The sequence below is a fragment of the Vibrio sp. 2-2(8) genome (genome assembly GCF_963888495.1).
GTDB lineage: Bacteria > Pseudomonadota > Gammaproteobacteria > Enterobacterales > Vibrionaceae > Vibrio > Vibrio anguillarum.
In genome coordinates this window covers 1-19,306 of record NZ_CAWPJM010000011.1, presented here as the reverse complement: position 1 = coordinate 19,306, position 19,306 = coordinate 1, and the positions used below count along the sequence as shown (strand labels likewise).

The window sequence follows — 19,306 nt, the reverse complement described above, 5'->3', positions numbered from 1 at the left end:
TTTTTGTTCAGATTTGCCGCGTGAAAATTGATGTAAATCAAGGCGTTTTTCTCCCATAAATCTTTTGAAACAACCTGCATTTAGAAGTAGTATTAGTCCCAGCTATATTAGCTGATGCTTAACAATTAACTAACCATAACGGTACATGCTTGCAACAAAATTCTGATATTTTTCAACATTTGATGAGGTTATATCACTGATGGATTTTGAGGAATTTTAACCCGTTTAGCATGTCAAAAGTGTCATTCAGCCGGCACAAAGGAGTTACCATGATTGACGTCGTTGATCTATCGCGGTTGCAGTTTGCACTGACAGCGATGTATCACTTCCTGTTCGTTCCATTGACTCTAGGTATGGCTTTTCTTTTAGCCATCATGGAATCTTTGTATGTAATGACTGATAAGCAAATCTATAAGGACATGACAAAGTTCTGGGGTAAGCTTTTTGGTATTAACTTTGCCCTTGGGGTGGCCACTGGCCTCACTATGGAGTTCCAGTTCGGTACAAACTGGTCATACTATTCCCACTATGTAGGTGACATTTTTGGCGCCCCTCTTGCGATTGAAGCACTTGTAGCCTTCTTTTTAGAATCAACCTTTGTCGGTTTGTTCTTCTTTGGGTGGGATAGACTATCAAAACGCCAGCACTTGGGCGTGACTTGGTTGGTTGCTCTGGGGTCCAATTTCTCGGCACTTTGGATCTTGATTGCGAATGGTTGGATGCAAAACCCAGTTGGCGCAGAATTCAATTTTGAAACTATGCGTATGGAAATGGTCAGCTTTGCTGAAGTCGTTTTCAACCCTGTCGCTCAAGTGAAATTTGTGCATACCGTAGCTTCTGGTTACACCACTGGCGCGATGTTCATTCTTGGTATTAGTTCATATTACTTGCTGAAAGGTCGAGACGTTGCGTTTGCACGCCGCTCATTCGCTATCGCTGCATCATTCGGCATGGCTGCTATTTTGTCCGTGATTGTGCTTGGTGATGAATCAGGATATGAAGTGGGTGAAGTTCAAAAGGTGAAGCTGGCTGCGATTGAAGCTGAGTGGCACACGGAACCTGCACCGGCTGCATTTACACTGTTTGGTTTGCCTAACCAAGACGCCATGCACACCGATTATGCAGTAAAAATTCCGTACGTGATGGGTATTATCGCTACACGTTCACTGGATACCGAAGTCACAGGGTTACGCGATCTACGCGATCAACACGTTGACCGAATTCGTAACGGTATGTATGCCTATGAACTGTTAGAGAAATTACGTGCAGGCGAAAAATCGCCAGCAAACATTGCCGCTTTTGAAGAAGTGAAAGGCGATTTGGGCTACGGCTTATTGCTAAAACGTTATACCGATAAAGTGAGCGATGCAACGGAAGAGCAAATTCAAGCCGCTGCTGATGATTCAATTCCAACCGTATGGCCACTATTTTGGTCATTCCGCCTGATGGTTGGTGTCGGTTTTGTGATGCTATTTGTCTTTGGTGCAGCATTTATTCAAACTTGCCGTCAGAAAATTGAGCAAAAACAATGGGTACTTAAAGCCGCCTTGTTCAGTATTCCTCTACCGTGGATTGCAATTGAAGCCGGTTGGTTTGTTGCTGAATATGGCCGTCAACCATGGGCTGTTGGTGAAATATTGCCGACCAATGTTGCCGCTTCTGCCCTAACTCTGGGCGAATTATGGACCTCATTGTTTGCGATTCTTGCACTGTACACAGTGTTCTTGATTGCTGAAGTTTACCTGATGGTTAAATTTGCTCGTAAAGGGCCTAGCAGCCTGAAAACTGGTCGTTATCACTTTGAGCAAAACGCAAACTCTGTTGAAGACAAAGTTAGCCGTCAAGTCGAAGCATAAGGCAGGGAGATAGAATAATGTTTGATTACGAAATCTTGCGACTAATTTGGTGGGTGCTGATCGGCGTACTGCTGGTTGGTTTTGCAATCACAGATGGTTTTGACATGGGCGTTGGTGCTCTTGTTCCAGTCATTGGTAAGAATGACAGTGAGCGTCGTGTCATGATCAACTCTATTGCCCCACACTGGGATGGTAACCAAGTTTGGCTTATCACGGCAGGTGGTGCACTGTTTGCGGCTTGGCCGTTAGTCTATGCGACATCATTTTCCGGATTTTATTTGGCTATGATTGTTACATTGGCTGCATTATGGCTTCGTCCGATTGGTTTGGATTACCGTTCAAAAATTGAAGATCCAAAGTGGCGTAATACTTGGGATATCTGTATTTCAATTAGTGGCTTTGTACCACCAGTTATCTTTGGTGTTGCCTTTGGCAACTTACTACAAGGCGTGCCATTCCAACTCAGTGATTTCATGATGCCAACGTATCACGGTTCATTTTTTGGTCTGTTGAACCCATTTGCTCTGCTTTGCGGCTTAGTCAGCTTGTTTATGATTATTTTACAAGGCGCCGCTTGGCTACAGATGAAAACCACCGATGAGCTGCATGCACGCGCTCGTGGCGTCGCTCAACTAATGGGCTTGTTGGTTGCTGTTACTTTCGTCGCTGCAGGGTTTTGGATCCAAAACATCGATGGTTACGTGATTACCAGCGTCATTGATACGCATGCCGCATCAAATCCACTCAATAAAGAAGTGATACGTGAGGCGGGGGCGTGGATGGCTAATTTCAACGCTTACCCATTACTATGGATCGCACCAGCTTTGGGTGTTGCCATGCCACTACTTGCTGTGTTGGCGTCGCGTTTTGAAAAAGGTGGTCTCGCATTCTTGGCTTCTAGCTTAGCCAATGCGGGTGTGATTTTCACCGCTGGTTTTGCGATGTTCCCATTTATCATGCCTTCAAGCTTAGTACCAAGTAATAGCTTGACCATGTGGGACTCAACATCGAGTGAATTGACGTTGAACTTAATGACAGTGGTCGCTTTTGTAATGGTACCTATCATTCTTGGTTACACCACTTGGACTTACTACAAGATGTTTGGTCGTCTTGATAGCAAGTTTATTGAAGAAAACAAAAACTCACTTTACTAAGGAGCATAGATATGTGGTATTTCGCATGGATTCTAGGCGTGCTTTTAGCTTGTGCATTTGGCATCATCAACGCTCTTTGGTTAGAGCATTCTGAAATGATGGACAAAGACAGTGAGTAAACTTGCAATGCAAGTCACTGAGTACCATAAACTGGTTGATAAGACTCTGCTCAGAGTCTTATCGCTCTTGCTTGGTTTTTATCATATCGCCATGATTATGTGGGATCCCGAGCTGTATTCTCAGAGCATTGGTGGTTTTAACGCGGTTATTTCACCACTCATGATATGGGCGCTGTGTGCAAGTATGGTTTTTGGTGTTGGCTTTAGACCACGCAAATGGTTTTGGCAATTATTGTTTAGCCCCTACATTTCATTATCGATCTTAATTTACCTAACGATTATTCGACTAGTTTGATATTTACTGTGTATGAATAACCTGTCGAAGGTTGATTAACGACCCACATTAGTGCTGCCTCTTTGAGACAGCACTAATTTTTTGTTTCAAGTTTTGTAAAAGTCCACTCAATGCTTGTACTAACGTCAATGAGTTGCGTTATAGTATCCGCCTAAATCTGTATATGTGTTGGAACCTTTGTGCAAAATACAGCCTCAGCCTTTCATTGGCCTGTAACGATTTACTATGAAGATACGGATGCTGGTGGTGTCGTCTATCACTCAAACTATCTTAAATTCTTTGAACGAGCCCGAACTGAAATGTTACGCGCAGTTGGAGTGTCTCAGCAGACGCTTTTGCAGCAGAACATTGGTTTTGTGGTCAGGCACGTTGACATCGATTTTCTACAAGCTGCACGTTTAGACGATATGCTGACGATAAATACTGTGATTTCGGCATTGAAAAAAGCCTCACTGATCTTCTGTCAAGAGCTCGTCAATCCTGAAGGTAAAGTATTGTGTAAAGCAATAGTTAAGGTAGCATGCATCGACAATCAGAACATGAGGCCAAAAGCGATGCCTCAATCAATAATTTTGGAGTTAACCCATAGTGACTGCTGATATCTCAATTCTCGATCTGTTTTTGCAAGCCAGCTTATTGGTCAAGATGGTGATGCTAATCCTTTTGGGGATGTCTATCGTTTCGTGGGCGATGATCATCAAACGTAGTAAAGTCCTTTCCCAAGCAGAAAAGAACGCTGATGCTTTCGAAGACAAATTTTGGTCTGGTACTGACTTATCCGTTATTTATCAAGATGTCAAAAAGCGTAAAGATGAACTTTTGGGTACAGAAGAGATTTTTTATTCTGGCTTTACCGAATTTGCACGTTTACGCAAGACTAACGCCACTTCACCCGATTTCATTATGGAAGGGACGGGACGTGCGATGCGAGTTGCTGTCGCAAGGGAAGTGGACGAGTTAGAGACCAGTCTGCCATTTCTAGCGACCGTGGGTTCTATCAGCCCATACATTGGATTATTTGGTACGGTATGGGGAATCATGCACTCATTTATTGCGTTAGGTGCGGTGAAGCAAGCGACGTTAGCAATGGTGGCTCCTGGTATTGCAGAGGCGCTGATTGCGACCGCCATGGGTTTATTTGCGGCTATTCCTGCGGTGATGGCTTACAACAGGTTGAGCAATAAAGTCAGCAAATTAGAGCATAATTACGCCACCTTTTCTGAAGAATTTCATAGCATTCTTCACCGCCAAGCGATGGCTGGTAGGGAATAGACGATGGTGGGTTACCAGCGTAAAAAACGCAAGTTGACAGCTGAGATTAACGTTGTCCCTTATATCGACGTTATGCTCGTGTTGCTGATTATTTTTATGGTGACATCGCCGTTTGTCACTCAAGGCGTTGATGTCGAGCTTCCTAAAACCACCACTTCAAAGTCAGCGGCTGAGCTGAAAGGTGATAGTGATAGTAGTTTTATCATCGTGGAAATAGATAAAGAAGGTCGTCTCGGGTTGAGCGTAAATAATGAGGAAGTCGAGCGGGGTCTTTCGCTGCAAGATGTCATCATTAGAGTCAAAGCTGAATTGTCGTTGAAACCGGATTCACCGGTTGCGGTTGGCGGTGATGCTGCAACGCCTTATGCAGAAGTGATACTGGTTCTGGATGAATTGAATCGTGCGGGCATTTCAAAAGTAGGTCTGCTAACCGAAATTAAAGGATAGTTTGTACTGTTCATGAAAGATCATAAATCCAAAAAAAGCGATTACAAAAAGCCCATCATTATCTCGGCTGTTTTGCATATAGTGTTGATCATTGCTTTGTTATGGGGTTCGGATTTTAGCCTAACTAAGCCCGAGCCTGTCGGGCAGATGGTTCAAGCTGTGGTGATTGATCCACAACTGGTACAAAAGCAAGCCCAGCAAATTCGTAACCAGCGTGAAGCTGCTGCCAAAAAAGAGCAGGATCGGCTGGATAAGTTACGCCGCGAAAGTGAGCAGTTGGAAAAAAACCGCAAGGCGGAAGAAGAGAATATTCGCCAACTAAAAGAACAACAAGCTCAGGAAGCGAAAGCGGCCAGAGAAGCTGAAAAGCAACGTGCCGAAAAAGAACAAGAGCGTAAAGTGGCAGAAGAACGAGCTCGTAAAGAAAAAGAGCGAGCGGTAAAAGCGGAAACGGAACGTAAGATAAAAGAAGAAGCGGTAAAAAAAGCAGAGCAGGAGCGCATCGCTAAAGAGGCTGAAATTGCGAAAGCGGAAAAAGAACGCATTGCCCGTGAAAAAGAGGCAGAACAAGCTAAAGAGAAAGCTCGTAAAGAGCGAGAAGCAGCAGAGCGAGCCGAGAAAGAGCGAATAGCCAAAGAACAAGAGGCGAAGAAAGCGGCCGAAAATGCAAAAAAAGAGAAAGCACGTCTAGAGAGATTGGAGCGTGAACGCAAAGAACAAGAAGCGGCGCTGAATAACATTTTTTCTGGGTTAGAAACAGAAGCAGAGCAAAATAGCTCAGCTCGTTCCCAATTTGTAATGAACGAAGCTCAGCGGTATGGAGCAATCTATACGCAGCTCATTCAACAAAATTTGCTGATTGAAGACAGTTTTAAAAGTAAACAGTGCAAAGTGAACCTACGGCTCATTCCAACGGGAACTGGAGCAATAGTCGGTAATCTAAGCATTATTGATGGTGACTCAAGGTTATGCGCGGCGACAAAACGTGCTGTGGCGCAGGTGGGGACGTTTCCGCTGCCCAAAGATGATCTTGATGTAGTCAATCAATTGAAAAACATTAATTTAACTGTAGAACCAAATTAAAAGGAAAAGCTTGTGTTAAAGCGATTGATGTTAGGATGCTTACTTGTCATCGCAAGTAGTGTACAGCTCGCCAACGCCGCATTGGAGCTTGTTATCACCGACGGCATTAATTCAGCAAGGCCGATTGCTATCGTACCGTTTAAGTGGGAAGGCAAAACAAAATTACCGCAGGATGTCTCTGCGGTGATCGCGTCAGACTTGCAACGTAGTGGTAAATTCAGCCCGATTGCGACCAGCAAAATGCCACAAACGCCTTACAATGAAACCGATGTGAAGTTTGATGCTTGGACCAGTATTGGTGTTGATGCTTTGCTCACAGGTAGCATTACGCAAAATGCAGAAGGTAACTATGTCATCAACTACCAATTGGTAGATGTAGTGCGTGGTCAACTGACACAAGGCCAAAGCAAAGCATTAAGTAACGATGGACAGTTGGTGCTTTCTAAAGATCATGTTTTATTCAATAAAGTTGCCACCGTACCAGCAAACCGAATGCGTGAGTATGCGCATCGAATTTCAGATTTGGTCTATCAAGAACTCACGGGTGATAAGGGTGCGTTTCTCACTCGTATTGCCTACGTGGTGGTCAACGACGATGAACAATATCCTTACCAGCTAAGGGTTGCTGACTATGACGGTTACAATGAACGTTTAGTACTTCGTTCAAAACAGCCTTTGATGTCACCGACTTGGTCACCTGATGGTAAGCAACTGGCGTATGTGAGCTTCCAAAACGGCCAAGCGGAAATATTCATCATGAATATTTATACTGGTGAAAGAGAGAAAGTGACCTCGTACCCACGCCATAATGGGGCACCGAGGTTCTCGCCAGATGGGAAAACCCTTGCTTTGGTGTTGTCTAAAACGGGCAGCTTACAGGTTTATACTCTGGACTTGGCAACCAAGAAGCTGAAACAAATAACGAGTGGCAGATCAAATAATACAGAACCGTTCTGGCATCCTGATGGTAAATCGCTAATATTTACTTCGGATCGGGGTGGTAAACCACAGATATATCAAGTAAATTTATCAGACGGTTCTACCAATCGTCTGACATGGCAAGGTAGCCAGAATTTAGGTGGACAAATAACGCCTGATGGTCGATTCCTTGTCATGGTAAACCGAAGTAATTCGGGTTTTAATCTGGCGAAACAAGATTTGGAAACTGGTTCAGTGCAAATTCTAACAAAGACTTTGCTCGATGAGTCTCCAAGTATTGCACCCAATGGTGGTATGGTCATATACAGTTCTATTTATAACAAAGCGAATGTACTTTCGATGGTGTCTATAGATGGGCGTTTCAAAGCTAGATTACCGGCAACAAATGGTCGCGTTAGGGCTCCTGCGTGGTCTCCGTTTTTATAGCAAGTAAGTATCAAAAAGTAAGGAAAAAAAATGCAACTTAATAAAGTTCTTAAAGGGCTACTGATTGCGCTACCAGTACTTGCAGTAACTGCATGTAGTTCAAGCGATGAAGCGACAAACGCTTCTGGTACTCAAACTAACCAGTCTACTTCAGGTTCAGCAAACAGCGTTGATACAACCGTAGTTTCTCCAATTGATGCGAATGGCCAACTCTCTGAACAAGAGCTAAAGGAACAAGCTCTTCGTGAAACTCAAACCATTTATTTCGCATTTGATAACGCGACAATTGCTGGTGATTACGAAGATATGCTTGCTGCACACGCAGCTTACCTAAGCAAAAATTCAGCAATGAAAGTTACCATCGAAGGCCATGCTGACGAACGTGGTACGCCTGAATATAACATCGCGTTAGGTGAGCGTCGTGCACAAGCTGTAGCGAAATATCTACAAGCGCTAGGTGTACAAGCTGACCAAATCTCGATCGTTAGCTATGGCGAAGAGAAGCCACTTCTTCTTGGTCAATCTGAAGAAGTGTATGCGAAGAACCGCCGCGCGGTTCTCGTATACTAATCGAGGAATCGCCTCATGTTCAGTAACTTAAAGCGAATTGTAACGCTTACGTTACTGGCAAGTGCAGCGGGTCAAGTACTCGCTGCACCAGCTCCAGTATCCGATCTTAGCAATAGCTCTTCAGCAAGCACATCTCGTGCTCAACAATCATCATCTGAATCTAATGTACAACGTCTTGAACGTCTGCTTGAAAACCGTAATAGCGTTCAACTCAAAATGCAGCAGCAGCTCGATGATATGGCACTTGAAATCAGCGAACTACGTGGCCAGTTAGAGCGTAATAGCTACGATATGCAGCAAATGTTGCAGCGTCAGCGTGAACTCTTTATCGAGTTAGATCGCGTACGTGGCGAAATGAAGAATACAACCGCAAGTTCGTCACAGCCGACAACGGACACTGATATTGCAGGAACGTTTAGCAGCAATGTTGATGAACAAACTGCCTATCAGAATGCGGTTGATTTAATCCTGAAGAAAAGGGATTACAGTGGTGCTATTGCAGCGTTTCAACAGTTTCAAAAAGATTATCCAGATTCTAATTTTGCGTCTAATGCCCATTACTGGTTAGGGCAGCTCTATTTTGCGAAAAAGCAGGATAAAGAAGCGACACAAAGTTTTGCCGCCGTGCTCACTTACAGTGACTCCAATAAACGTGCTGATGCGCTGGTTAAGTTAGGTGATATTGCCAAGCGCAATAATAATACTGCGCAAGCAAATAAGTATTATCAGCAAGTTGTGGATGAATACCCTACAAGTGCGTCTGCCAAGGTTGCTAAAGAGAATTTGAATTGATAACAATTTGAGTTAATAAAAAGAGGCCTTGTGGCCTCTTTCTTCGACGGCACTATTTTATGAATCGCTTTTGATCCTTCGTTAGGTGCGGTGTACAATGCTCGGATTCTTGGAAGTTGCGTAGAGCAAGAGCAATGAGCCACATATTAGATACGATTGAAACTATTTATCCATTTCCGCCAAAGCCCATTCCACTAACGGTTGAGCAAAAACAAGCCTATACAGCAAGTATCAAACAACTCTTAAAAGAAAAAGATGCTGTATTAATTGCGCATTACTATACCGATCCTGAAATTCAAGCTCTCGCTGAAGAAACCGGCGGTTTTGTTGGTGATTCATTAGAGATGGCCAAGTTTGGTAATCGCCATCCTGCCAGTACATTGATCATCGCTGGTGTGCGATTTATGGGCGAATCAGCAAAAATCTTAACCCCTGAAAAACGCATTTTAATGCCAACCTTAAAAGCAGAATGCTCCTTGGATCTGGGGTGTCCTGCCGATAAATTCACAGAATTTTGTGATGCACACCCAGATCATACCGTTGTTGTGTATGCAAACACATCGGCGGCGGTCAAAGCTCGTGCCGATTGGGTGGTTACATCGAGCATTGCACTTGATATTGTTGAGCACTTAGATGCGGAAGATAAACCTATAATTTGGGGGCCAGATCGCCATTTAGGCTCATACATCGAGAAAAAAACGGGCGCAAAGATGTTGCTTTGGCAAGGTGAATGCGTAGTTCACGACGAGTTCTCTGCCGATGCATTACGTAAGATGAAAGTACTGTATCCTGATGCAGCCATCCTTGTGCATCCAGAATCACCAGCCAGTGTGGTAGAACTTGCGGATGCTGTAGGCTCTACAAGCCAGTTGATTAAGGCAGCAAAATCCTTACCTCAACAGAAAATGATTGTGGCGACCGATAAAGGCATCTTTTTTAAGATGCAGCAGTTAGTCCCTGAGAAAGAATTGATTGAAGCACCGACGGCAGGGGCCGGGGCAACATGCCGAAGCTGCGCGCATTGTCCTTGGATGGCGATGAATGGTCTTCGAGCGATTGAGTCAGCTCTTATGGAAGGCGGTAAAGATCACGAAATTTTCGTCGATGAAGCCGTGAGAGTGAAATCACTCATCCCATTAAACCGTATGTTGGATTTTGCTGAACAGTTAAATTTGCAAGTCAAAGGGAATGCCTAATTCCTTTCGGTGGTAGTGGATGAAAAAAGGCTCTTATTCAGAGCCTTTTTTATCGCAAGCAAATTGATTTGAAATTAACGTTATTCGAAAATAAAACTATTCAAAAACAAAGTTATTGCTCTAGTGCCAACTGAGCGCCGCGCTGCGTTAAGCCACACAACATCACCGGTATGGCCTGATAGATTTCTTCAAACTGGTCGAGTCCTTGCATACCTTGCTGGGAAAGTGTTGCTAAGGACGTCTCCGGATCATAAAGCATACTCAGCGAAAGGAGCACGCCCCCAAGTAGCGCATTATCTTGGCTATCTTCAGGCATTAACGTTTCCCAATCATCACGCGTAAGTTGCCAACCTTGAAGAAAACCTTCACAAAAATCACGGACATGTTCAGTCACTATTTCTTGTTCATCGAGTGAGCAACCTGCAGGCCAGCTCCATTGATTTTCGAGCAAAGCAGGGCGATAGTCATTCCACATTTCAACGATCAGTTGGAAATAGGTTTCTAGCTGTTTGCCTTCGCTAAATGGCGCGATTTCTTCTCCCCCCCATAGAAAAGGGAGCCATTCCTCTGGCGGGAGCAAGTTAGGCGCTGACGCCATGGATGCGACAAAACCTTGAGTTTTGGCCTCATTAAGCAATTTATCTTCTAGTTCGGGTTGGGTAAGGAGTTCTTGTAAATTCACAGCAGATCCCATCAGTTGCCGAGTGTATTTGCAGCCATTTTAACGTTAAAGCGATACAATGTGCGAATTTTGCTGATAATTTGTTGGCTTTAGTGAGGTTTTACAACAATCAACATATTGCTCGCTAAGATTGTTCACTATAATTTGCACAAAAGAAAAAATTGAAAGGATTTATGAGAGCACCTATTTCATTGAAGAAGAAGAGCATTATCGCCCTTTCTTTTTATCTCTGCTTTTTTATTGCGATCACAGGTACCGTTACTTATTGGGTTGTCGAAGCGCCACTACGAGCTGAATTAAAACAGAATTTAGATCTTCGTGCAGAAGTGTTATCAGCCCAAATTCGCGAACCTCTCAACCGTTCTATTGGTGTGCTCCAAAGCATTGTGAGCCTTGGGCAAGCTGCAACCAACCAAGCTGAGCAAGACAGAATGCTCTCTTCGCTGTTCACTATACTTGATGATGTTGTCGTCAGTGGTGGGCTATGGCCGAAACCCTACAGCATTAATGCATCGCAGCGATACAGTAGCCTATTTTATAATCGAGCCGCTGACGGTCAAGTCGACAAATTGCATTCTTGGAACAATCAAGAAGCGCATGGTTACGATAACGAAGAGTGGTACAACGCAGTAAAAGAGAAGCCTGTCGGTAGTGTGGTATGGTCAGAAGTCTATGTTGATGCCTATACGCACGTTCAGATGATCACGGCTTCATCGCCCTATTACGTTAACGGTGAATTTGCTGGAGTAGCAACAGTCGATCTGTCATTGGCGGGGTTAGCCACATTTATTGCCAGTCAAGCGGAGCTTTATAACCTTGGCGTATCCTTAAGTGATTCGGGGGGATCCCTGATCACTGAACATAATTTTATAATACGTGAAGAAGCTAACGTAAGTCATTTCGGTTTTGGTGATTTTGAATGGCGAGTTGATGTTATTAATGCCCATCGGTTAGTGAATGACGAAGTGTTTGATCTGGTGATGAATGTCGAACGGAGTATCATTCCAATCCTTTTAGTTTGCGTTATGATCGGTTATTACTTGATCAATCAATATGTGATTAAACCGATTACCATAATCGCCAAAAAAGTGAGTGATTCTAAGCAGGGCGGTATTATTGATATGCCGTATCGAAGCCAAGATGAGATCCGCCAGCTTATCGATTCATTTAACCAAAAAACCGTTTATCTTGAAGCGGAAAAAGTGAAAGCTCAAGCTTCCACTCAAGCCAAAAGTGCCTTCTTAGCAACCCTGTCACACGAAATCAGAACTCCAATGAATGGTGTTTTAGGAACCGCGCAAATCTTATTGAAAACAGAGCTTTCCCCAGAACAGAGGCAACACCTTAATAGTCTGTATGAGTCTGGCGAGCACATGATGGTGCTGCTTAACGAAATTCTCGATTTCTCCAAGATTGAACAAGGGCGATTAGAACTTGATAACACCCGTTTCCCCTTGGATTCACTGATTGGTAGTATTAACAGTGTTTACCATACCTTATGCAATGAAAAAGGACTGCAGTTTAGGATTTACAGCGATATTGTTCACGATCGCTGGTATTACTCAGATAAAGCACGATTGAGACAGATTCTGTTTAATTTACTTAATAATGCGGTCAAGTTTACCTCTCACGGCTTTGTCGAAGTGACTCTAAAAGAGCAGCAGATGGAAGATAAACGGTATCTTTCTATTCGGATACGGGATTCGGGGATAGGTATAGCAAAAGAGGCTCAGGAAAAAATATTCCGCCCATTTGAACAAGCTGAATCATCGACGACAAGGCGTTTTGGTGGAACGGGGTTGGGCTTAGCGATTGTAAAACAAATTGTAGAGCTAATGGATGGGACAGTCACGGTAACCAGTGAGTTAGGAATTGGTACCAGTTTTCACGTTATGCTAGCGATAGAAACAACGACGCCCGGGACCATTGAAGTCAAACCACGTCGCAAGCTTAATTACCAAGGACTGAAAGCTCTCATTGTGGAAGATAACCGGACCAACTCTATCATCATCGAAACCTTTATGAAGAATAAAGGGTTTACATGCGATTGTGTTGAGAATGGTGAATTGGCAATTCAAGCGGTTGTTGGCGGGAATTATGACCTGATATTGATGGATAACCATATGCCCGTAATGGATGGCGTAGAAGCGGTGTCTGCGATTCGGATCTTAGTTGGGGAGCAACGTAATGTGCTCATTTTTGGTTGTACTGCTGATGTTTTCAAAGAAACTCGTGAGCGAATGTTGTCGGCCGGCGCTGATTATATTGTCACCAAACCCATTGATGACAATGAATTAGATGATGCTCTTTTCCAATTTGTCGAAAAACTGTATCAATATCATCCAGAGTCCTCTATGCCGCTAAAGATAGGCTCAGCAGAGGAATCATTGGTGACGTTTTATATGGCCGTGGAAGATCAAAACATAGAACTTGCATTAGCCATGATTCAACGTTTGATACAACAGTTGCCGGAGATTGAAAATACTCATATTCATCAAGTGTTAATCGATACCCAAACAAGCTTAGAAAAACACCAGTTACCTACACAGCAGCAAGTCGATTTGCTAACGGTATTGCTTTCCGATTTTTGTAATTAAATAACCATTTTGAGATTTAGTAAGAATGCGTTGTAACAGGAATTTAAAGAATAGCGTTAGATTCTAGTTTCCGATTCAAAATTGGTTATAAATTTACCTAAGTTAATTAAAATTGGTCACTAAATCTACAAAATATGTGTTCTAATTCCCTCATTATCTAGCTTGTTGTTATTTTCTAGGTATCTGTATTGCTGATTGGCATATTTAATAGTTATATCTATTGTGTAGAGGGAAGTAATGAAAGCTCGTGGCCCATTTTGTATTCGTCATGCTGCGGCGGACACATTTGCAATGGTTGTTTTTTGTTTTATATCAGGCATGATCATTGAAATTTTCATCTCTGGAATGACCTTCGAACAGTCGCTAGCATCACGTACACTGTCTATCCCAGTTAATATCGCAATAGCATGGCCTTATGGCGTATTTCGTGACTTTATTCTGCGCCAGGGACGTCAATGGTCTGAGACTGGCTTAATGAAGAATGTCTCGGATTTGGTTGCTTACGTTCTATTTCAATCTCCGGTCTATGCCGCCATTCTATGGGCTGTAGGCGCATCTACAGAGCAGATCATAACCGCAGTATCAAGCAATGCCATTGTGTCGTGTGGAATGGGCGTTCTCTATGGCTATTTTTTAGATATGTGCCGCCGTTGGTTCCGTGTCCCTGGTTATCATCGTAGCGCCTAACCGTGACACTCACTGAAGAAAGGCTTGTATTGAATTTCATCAAATAAGTCAATAAGTAGTCAAACGAACCAAAGTGGTGGGCTTTTTTATTATTTTGGCTTGACCTAATCCTATAGAATCATTAAATTAGCGCCTCGTTAGCCAAATGCGCTAACCACAATATAATTTGGTGAGTTGTCCGAGTGGCTTAAGGAGCACGCCTGGAAAGTGTGTATACGGCAACGTATCGAGAGTTCGAATCTCTTGCTCACCGCCACATTCAAGTTTAAAGACGTCTCAGGACGTCTTTTTTCTTATCTAAACCTTCTAAAAATCAATCGGTTACGGTTTCGTAGCGTTTCATGATGTGTCATAAAAGCGCTTGCTTTTCGTAATACCTAAAGTAATACCCAGCTACCGTATCTAGTGCTAGTATTACTTTTGAGCACTAATACAGGTATTACTTTGTTATCATTTTATCCATCAGTATGATCTATAACTTAATGTAAATTAGATAGTTATTGACCAAAAGTAATACCTAAGTTTCCTGGTTTTTATGCTCTAGTCAGGTATTACTTGAGGGATTGAAATGGCAAATAATCTAACGGCAAGGCAAGTTCAAACCGCAAAACCCAAAGACAAGCTTTATCGTTTATCTGATGGGGGCAATCTATACTTTTGCGTGCGTCCTAGCAATTCTCGTTCATGGCAGTTCCGCTACAAACGACCAGGGCAAGATAAGATCACTTATCTGTCATTTGGTACCTATCCTGATATGTCTTTGGCAGAAGCTAGAGAGAAAGCTCTCGAAGCAAGAAAGCAGTTAGCTGATGGTATTGATCCTCAACTGGCGAAGGAAGAGCAAAAAGCCAAAGTCATTGTTGAGCAAAACGCGACATTCAAGTTTATCGCCGAACAATGGAAGGCAACCAAAGAAGGTCAAATCAAAGAGAAAACACTTCATGGAAACTGGCGTAAGCTGGAGCTTTACGCATTTCCTAAACTTGGAACCATTCCGGTGAGTAAGATCACGGCACCGATTGCGATAGCAGCATTGAGGCCCATAGAATCTCAGGGATTGCTTGAAACGGTTAAACGCACCGCTCAGTTAATGAATGAGATAATGAACTATGCGGTGAACAGTGGGGTTATTCATGCAAACCCATTATCCGGGATCCGTGATGTGTTTAGAAAACACAAGGTTGTCCACATGAAAGCGTTGCAGCCTCATGAAATGCATGAGCTTATACGTACCGTTGCTACAGCCAATATACAGCACGTGACGCGATTTTTAATTGAATGGCAGCTTCATACTATGGTTCGGCCTAATGAAGCCTCTGGTGCTCGTTGGGATGAAATTGACATAGCAAATCGACTTTGGGTCATCCCAAAGGAACGAATGAAGATGAACCGTGAGCACTTAGTTCCCCTTACAGACCAAACAGTTGCCATTCTTGAAGCGATTAAACCTATCAGTGGCCATAGAGAGTTCGTTTTTCCATCCAGTCGTAATCCGAAGGTACCCACCGATTCAGAAACGGCCAATAAAGCGTTGAGCCGAATGGGATTCAAAGATAGAACTACTGCGCATGGTCTTCGTGCTTTGGCCAGTACTACACTTAACGAACAGGGCTTTGATGCAGATGTTATTGAGGCTGCGCTTGCCCATACGGATAAAAACCAAATACGTAAGGCTTATAACCGTACTGATTATTTAGACTCTCGCCGTCAGCTAATGAGCTGGTGGAGTGAACATATAGACAAATCGAGTTATGGAAGTTACAGCGTTACAGGTTCACGTCATTTAAGCCAGGTTATTTGATTTATGGCCGTATTATACGGCCACTTGCTATCGTTCAAAATTTTTACAGGCATATGTTATCTATGTGATATTCACACACAGAAGAGGTATGTATGCCTAAACCAACTATCCGTCTGATCCGTCTAAATGAAGTGCTTGGCATGACTGGCTTATCACGTTCCTGCATGTACCGGTTTATCGAAGCAAACCAGTTTCCGGCGCAAGTTCCGCTTGGTGGGCGTGCTGTTGCTTGGGTGGAGAGTGAAGTGCAGGAGTGGATGGAATCTCGTCTGAGCATGCGAGACAACCAAGAATCCTTTCAGTAGCACAAACATCAAATTACATCATCAACGGGGCGCTGGCTAAGCAAAGTCATGCGCCCTTTTTGCAATTAGAGAGATAAAAAATGAGCTATTCAATTTACGTAGACGGCGCTGCACCAAACAACCAACACGGATGTACACGAGGTGGCATTGGGCTGGTGGTCATGGATGAAGACAACGAGATTGTTCATGAAGAGAGCTTTACCATCAATCGAAAAACCGACAATACTGGGCTAGAACTACTGGCCTTAATTGAAGCATTGGAATACGCAGAAGATGGGGATGTTATCTATTTGGACAGAGATTATTGTGTGAAAGGTTTCAACATCTGGATGGACGATTGGAAAGACCGAGGTTGGCGTCGAGCGGATAAGAAACCGGTTAAGCATCGTCAACTCTGGAAGCAAGTCGATGAATTACGTTCTAGAAAGTGTGTTGAGGTACTTAAAGTCAAAGCGTATTCTGGTGTTAGAGGGAATGAAATAGCGGATTCGTTAGCAGTTGAAGCAGCTAGAAGCGATATCGATTGATGTAACAATACGGCTTGTAGGGTTTAGATTTATACCTACAAGCCGCTATTGCCTGTTATTTGCGTTTTTCTAGATAACATATAACTGAAGGTGGATGCGATAGGAGTGTGATAGGTGATAACGTGTAGTAGTTATTTCTAACAAACTGTTTCCTTGAAGTTTATTACGAAGGGGATAATGTTTATGCTTTCTTGGACTCTGGCTGACACCAAAGAATAAAAGGGTGCTAGAAATCCTAGCACCCAGGTAAACACGTTATAGGGGGAGTTTACCAAATTACATAAAAGTTAAAGTTTCCCTTCACTGCCACACATATGAATCTTATCCATCACGACTTGTTTCATCGCTGCTTTACCTGGAGTGATATATTTCCGTGGATCATTCGCATCCGGATGCTCAGCAAAATGCTGCTTAACAGCATTTGAGAAGGCGATTTTCAGTTCAGTTGCAACGTTGACTTTGCACACACCTAAGTCAATACAGCGGCGAACCATCTCATCAGGCACGCCTGAAGCACCATGTAAAACAAGCGGAATATCAACCACTGAACGGATCTTGTCCAGACGGTCAAAATCAAGTTTTGGTTCTGCTTTGTACAGGCCGTGGGCTGTCCCAATTGCTACTGCTAATGAGTCAATCCCAGTACGACGCACAAACTCTGCTGCCGATGCAGGATCTGTCATTAGCGCATTGGCACTATCGACGATCAGGTCATCTTCTTGCCCCCCCAAACGACCCAGCTCAGCTTCAACACTCGCGTCAAAGCGGTTGCAGTATTGAACTACGGAACGTACGATTTCTATGTTTTGGTCGAAGGCATGATGAGAGCCATCGATCATCACAGAGCGAATGCCGTGATCCACCTTAGTGCGGATATCCTGCAGATCTTCATGGTGATCAAGGTGCAAAACGAGTGGGATTGAGTGTTTATGCGCAGCTTCTTTACAGATACTAATTAGATAATCGGTACCTGCATAATCGTAAGTGCCAGGTGTGCCAGCAAGGATCACGGGAGAGCCCATCTCTGATGCTGTCTCGACGATAACCTGCACCGTTTCTAAGTTATGGATATTGAACGCAGGAACTGCATAGCCACCGAGTTGAGCACGTTTTAGCATTTCACGAGAAGATATTAGATACATAAAGCCTCCTGACTTGGTACGGGTTTAGTTTCGAATACAAGACGTCCGTTAACCCAAGTTTTTGTAATTGAGAAATCTGATTGAATCGCCACCATAGAAGCGCGTTTACCCATTTCTAAAGTGCCTAATTGATGTTGTAAGCCTAATGATTCAGCTGGGGTCAAAGACGCCATCAGCCACGCTTGCTCAAGTGGAATGTTGAGCCAGCGCTTAATGTTTTGTACTGCCGTTAGCAAGGTCAGTGTGCTACCAGCTAGACTGCCAGAATCTGTTGTGACGACCCCATCTCGCATTTGCACTTGGTATTCGCCGAGGGTGTACTCACCATCTGGCATGCCCGCTGCACACATCGCATCGGTAATTAATGTCATGCGAGTGCCACAGCAACGGTGAGCGACGTCGATGGCCGCAGGGTGAACATGACGGCCGTCGGCGATCATCTCTACATAACTGTTAGGATTAAGAAGTCCGGCACCAACCACGCCCGGATCGCGGTGATGCAAACCACGCATACCGTTGTAGCAATGGACGATGCCACATGCCCCTGCATCGAGAGCCTTCTGAACTTGATCGTAACTGGCATCAGTGTGTCCAAGCATCACTCGCACGCCTTGTTCATTGAGGTAGCGGATAGCCTTCAAAGCCCCCGTCTTTTCGGGAGCCAGAGCGACCTTAAGTAACTGGTTATCGCTATAAGAAATCCAGTCATCAAGCTCTTCAACTGATAAATCTCGAAACCATGCTGTAGGGTGTGCGCCACGATTTTTCTCTGTAAAATATGGCCCTTCTAAATACGCCCCAAGAAGCTCAGCACCGTCAACGCCCTGCTGCTTACTTTTCGCAACTTGTTTTAGCGCACATCGAATCTTTGCCACTGGCGCTGTCACGGTTGTAGCAACAAAGGCTGTAACGCCAAGACTTGCAAAGTAACGTGACATAGTATTTAGACTATTATGGTTGGCATCCATGACGTCGCAGCCCTTTGCCCCGTGGACATGACTGTCAATCATGCCAGGGAGCAAACTCACTGCGCCCAAATCTATAAAATCTACATGCTGCTGAGGTTCGAATTGCTCAATAACATCAATAACTCCGTCAACATTAACGGTAATTAAGGCATCGTTAAGCCATTTATCACCATGTAATATTCGCTGAGCACGATAGCTCTGCTTCACATTAGTGTGTTGTTCAGATTCCATCTTCTTCTACCGTATCCGCGATTAGCGCTCTTTGTTCTATTTCCGCAGCCAATGAAGTGATTCCTCTATACCCACATTCAACAGCTTGCTTGCGAAACTCGACCAGACTGAGTTCATCTCGTTCAAGTAACATTTCCGCTGCCATCTGCATATTGGTTCCCGTTACCACTTCAATATCGTCTCTTTCCTGACTCAGAAGTGATGCGGTACGAAATGG

Annotated in this window: 20 protein-coding genes, 1 tRNA gene and 1 pseudogene; 18 read left to right on the top strand and 4 right to left on the bottom strand. The window is 43.8% G+C overall.

The window, feature by feature from the left end; translation table 11 throughout:
• The first annotated feature begins 269 nt into the window (after window positions 1–269).
• From cydA to nadA, 12 genes are all read left to right on the top strand, one after another.
• A complete protein-coding gene (cydA, locus tag AACV12_RS02850) occupies window positions 270–1,856 on the top strand; it encodes a cytochrome ubiquinol oxidase subunit I (protein ID WP_029189795.1) in 1,587 nt (528 codons plus the stop codon).
• Window positions 1,857–1,873: 17 nt separating this feature from the next.
• Window positions 1,874–3,010, top strand: coding sequence for a cytochrome d ubiquinol oxidase subunit II (gene cydB / locus AACV12_RS02845; RefSeq protein ID WP_013856570.1), 1,137 nt, complete (start codon window positions 1,874–1,876; stop codon window positions 3,008–3,010).
• An 11-nt stretch (window positions 3,011–3,021) separates the two neighbouring features.
• A complete protein-coding gene (gene cydX / locus AACV12_RS02840; protein WP_000270284.1) occupies window positions 3,022–3,129 on the top strand; it encodes a cytochrome bd-I oxidase subunit CydX in 108 nt (35 codons plus the stop codon).
• Entirely contained in the window at window positions 3,122–3,424 is a 303-nt protein-coding gene (gene ybgE, locus AACV12_RS02835; protein ID WP_013856571.1) for a cyd operon protein YbgE, read from the top strand. Before cydX ends, ybgE begins: the two co-directional genes overlap by 8 nt.
• Window positions 3,425–3,603: 179 nt before the next feature.
• Window positions 3,604–4,023 (top strand): tol-pal system-associated acyl-CoA thioesterase, encoded by a 420-nt coding sequence (ybgC, locus tag AACV12_RS02830; protein ID WP_017042272.1) that lies wholly within the window; start codon window positions 3,604–3,606, stop codon window positions 4,021–4,023.
• Window positions 4,013–4,696: a protein TolQ gene (tolQ, locus tag AACV12_RS02825; protein ID WP_013856573.1), complete on the top strand. Its 684-nt coding sequence runs from the start codon at window positions 4,013–4,015 to the stop codon at window positions 4,694–4,696. The genes ybgC and tolQ overlap by 11 nt, the downstream gene beginning before the upstream one ends.
• A gap of 3 nt (window positions 4,697–4,699) precedes the next feature.
• Window positions 4,700–5,143 carry a protein TolR gene (gene tolR, locus AACV12_RS02820; protein ID WP_013856574.1) on the top strand — a complete coding sequence of 148 codons (444 nt, stop codon included), beginning with the start codon at window positions 4,700–4,702 and terminating at the stop codon, window positions 5,141–5,143.
• 12 nt (window positions 5,144–5,155) lie between these two features.
• Window positions 5,156–6,226 (top strand): cell envelope integrity protein TolA, encoded by a 1,071-nt coding sequence (tolA, locus tag AACV12_RS02815; RefSeq protein WP_094146917.1) that lies wholly within the window; start codon window positions 5,156–5,158, stop codon window positions 6,224–6,226.
• Window positions 6,227–6,253: 27 nt separating this feature from the next.
• Entirely contained in the window at window positions 6,254–7,591 is a 1,338-nt protein-coding gene (gene tolB, locus AACV12_RS02810) for a Tol-Pal system beta propeller repeat protein TolB (protein ID WP_088718023.1), read from the top strand.
• Window positions 7,592–7,621: 30 nt separating this feature from the next.
• Window positions 7,622–8,161, top strand: coding sequence for a peptidoglycan-associated lipoprotein Pal (gene pal / locus AACV12_RS02805; protein WP_013856577.1), 540 nt, complete (start codon window positions 7,622–7,624; stop codon window positions 8,159–8,161).
• 15 nt (window positions 8,162–8,176) lie between these two features.
• Window positions 8,177–8,953, top strand: a complete 777-nt coding sequence (gene ybgF / locus AACV12_RS02800; RefSeq protein ID WP_019280925.1) for a tol-pal system protein YbgF — start codon at window positions 8,177–8,179, stop codon at window positions 8,951–8,953.
• Window positions 8,954–9,087: 134 nt separating this feature from the next.
• On the top strand, window positions 9,088–10,149 hold the full coding sequence (gene nadA, locus AACV12_RS02795; RefSeq protein WP_170899901.1) for a quinolinate synthase NadA: 1,062 nt from the start codon (window positions 9,088–9,090) through the stop codon (window positions 10,147–10,149).
• Between the two features lie 112 nt (window positions 10,150–10,261).
• On the opposite strand, the gene AACV12_RS02790 is transcribed toward nadA, so the two are convergent.
• The gene (locus AACV12_RS02790; RefSeq protein ID WP_013856580.1) at window positions 10,262–10,843 is read right to left on the bottom strand and encodes a UPF0149 family protein; all 582 of its coding nucleotides are present in this window, start codon (window positions 10,841–10,843) and stop codon (window positions 10,262–10,264) included.
• A gap of 161 nt (window positions 10,844–11,004) precedes the next feature.
• On the opposite strand from AACV12_RS02790, the gene AACV12_RS02785 reads away from it, so the two are divergent.
• The 6 genes from AACV12_RS02785 (at window position 11,005) to AACV12_RS02760 (ending at window position 16,748) form a co-directional block, all read left to right on the top strand.
• The gene (locus tag AACV12_RS02785) at window positions 11,005–13,428 is read left to right on the top strand and encodes a hybrid sensor histidine kinase/response regulator (RefSeq protein ID WP_049785461.1); all 2,424 of its coding nucleotides are present in this window, start codon (window positions 11,005–11,007) and stop codon (window positions 13,426–13,428) included.
• Between the two features lie 237 nt (window positions 13,429–13,665).
• Complete coding sequence (locus AACV12_RS02780) at window positions 13,666–14,115, top strand: L-alanine exporter AlaE (RefSeq protein WP_017042265.1); 450 nt, start codon at window positions 13,666–13,668, stop codon at window positions 14,113–14,115.
• Window positions 14,116–14,283: 168 nt separating this feature from the next.
• Window positions 14,284–14,371: transfer RNA gene (locus AACV12_RS02775), tRNA-Ser, on the top strand.
• 312 nt (window positions 14,372–14,683) lie between these two features.
• Entirely contained in the window at window positions 14,684–15,916 is a 1,233-nt protein-coding gene (locus AACV12_RS02770) for a tyrosine-type recombinase/integrase (RefSeq protein ID WP_170899900.1), read from the top strand.
• Between the two features lie 107 nt (window positions 15,917–16,023).
• Entirely contained in the window at window positions 16,024–16,221 is a 198-nt protein-coding gene (locus tag AACV12_RS02765) for a helix-turn-helix transcriptional regulator (RefSeq protein WP_170900041.1), read from the top strand.
• Between the two features lie 80 nt (window positions 16,222–16,301).
• Entirely contained in the window at window positions 16,302–16,748 is a 447-nt protein-coding gene (locus tag AACV12_RS02760; RefSeq protein WP_170899899.1) for an RNase H family protein, read from the top strand.
• 287 nt (window positions 16,749–17,035) lie between these two features.
• Here the strand turns inward: AACV12_RS02760 and AACV12_RS02755 are convergent, their stop codons facing one another.
• The 3 genes and pseudogenes from AACV12_RS02755 to AACV12_RS02745 all read right to left on the bottom strand — a co-directional run.
• Window positions 17,036–17,890 (bottom strand): tagatose bisphosphate family class II aldolase, encoded by an 855-nt coding sequence (locus tag AACV12_RS02755; protein WP_088720988.1) that lies wholly within the window; start codon window positions 17,888–17,890, stop codon window positions 17,036–17,038.
• Window positions 17,881–19,089 carry an N-acetylglucosamine-6-phosphate deacetylase gene (gene nagA / locus AACV12_RS02750; protein ID WP_096036141.1) on the bottom strand — a complete coding sequence of 403 codons (1,209 nt, stop codon included), beginning with the start codon at window positions 19,087–19,089 and terminating at the stop codon, window positions 17,881–17,883. Before nagA ends, AACV12_RS02755 begins: the two co-directional genes overlap by 10 nt.
• Window positions 19,079–19,306, bottom strand: a pseudogene (locus AACV12_RS02745) (PTS galactosamine/N-acetylgalactosamine transporter subunit IIA); the annotation flags it as partial. The gene nagA and the pseudogene AACV12_RS02745, both read right to left, overlap by 11 nt.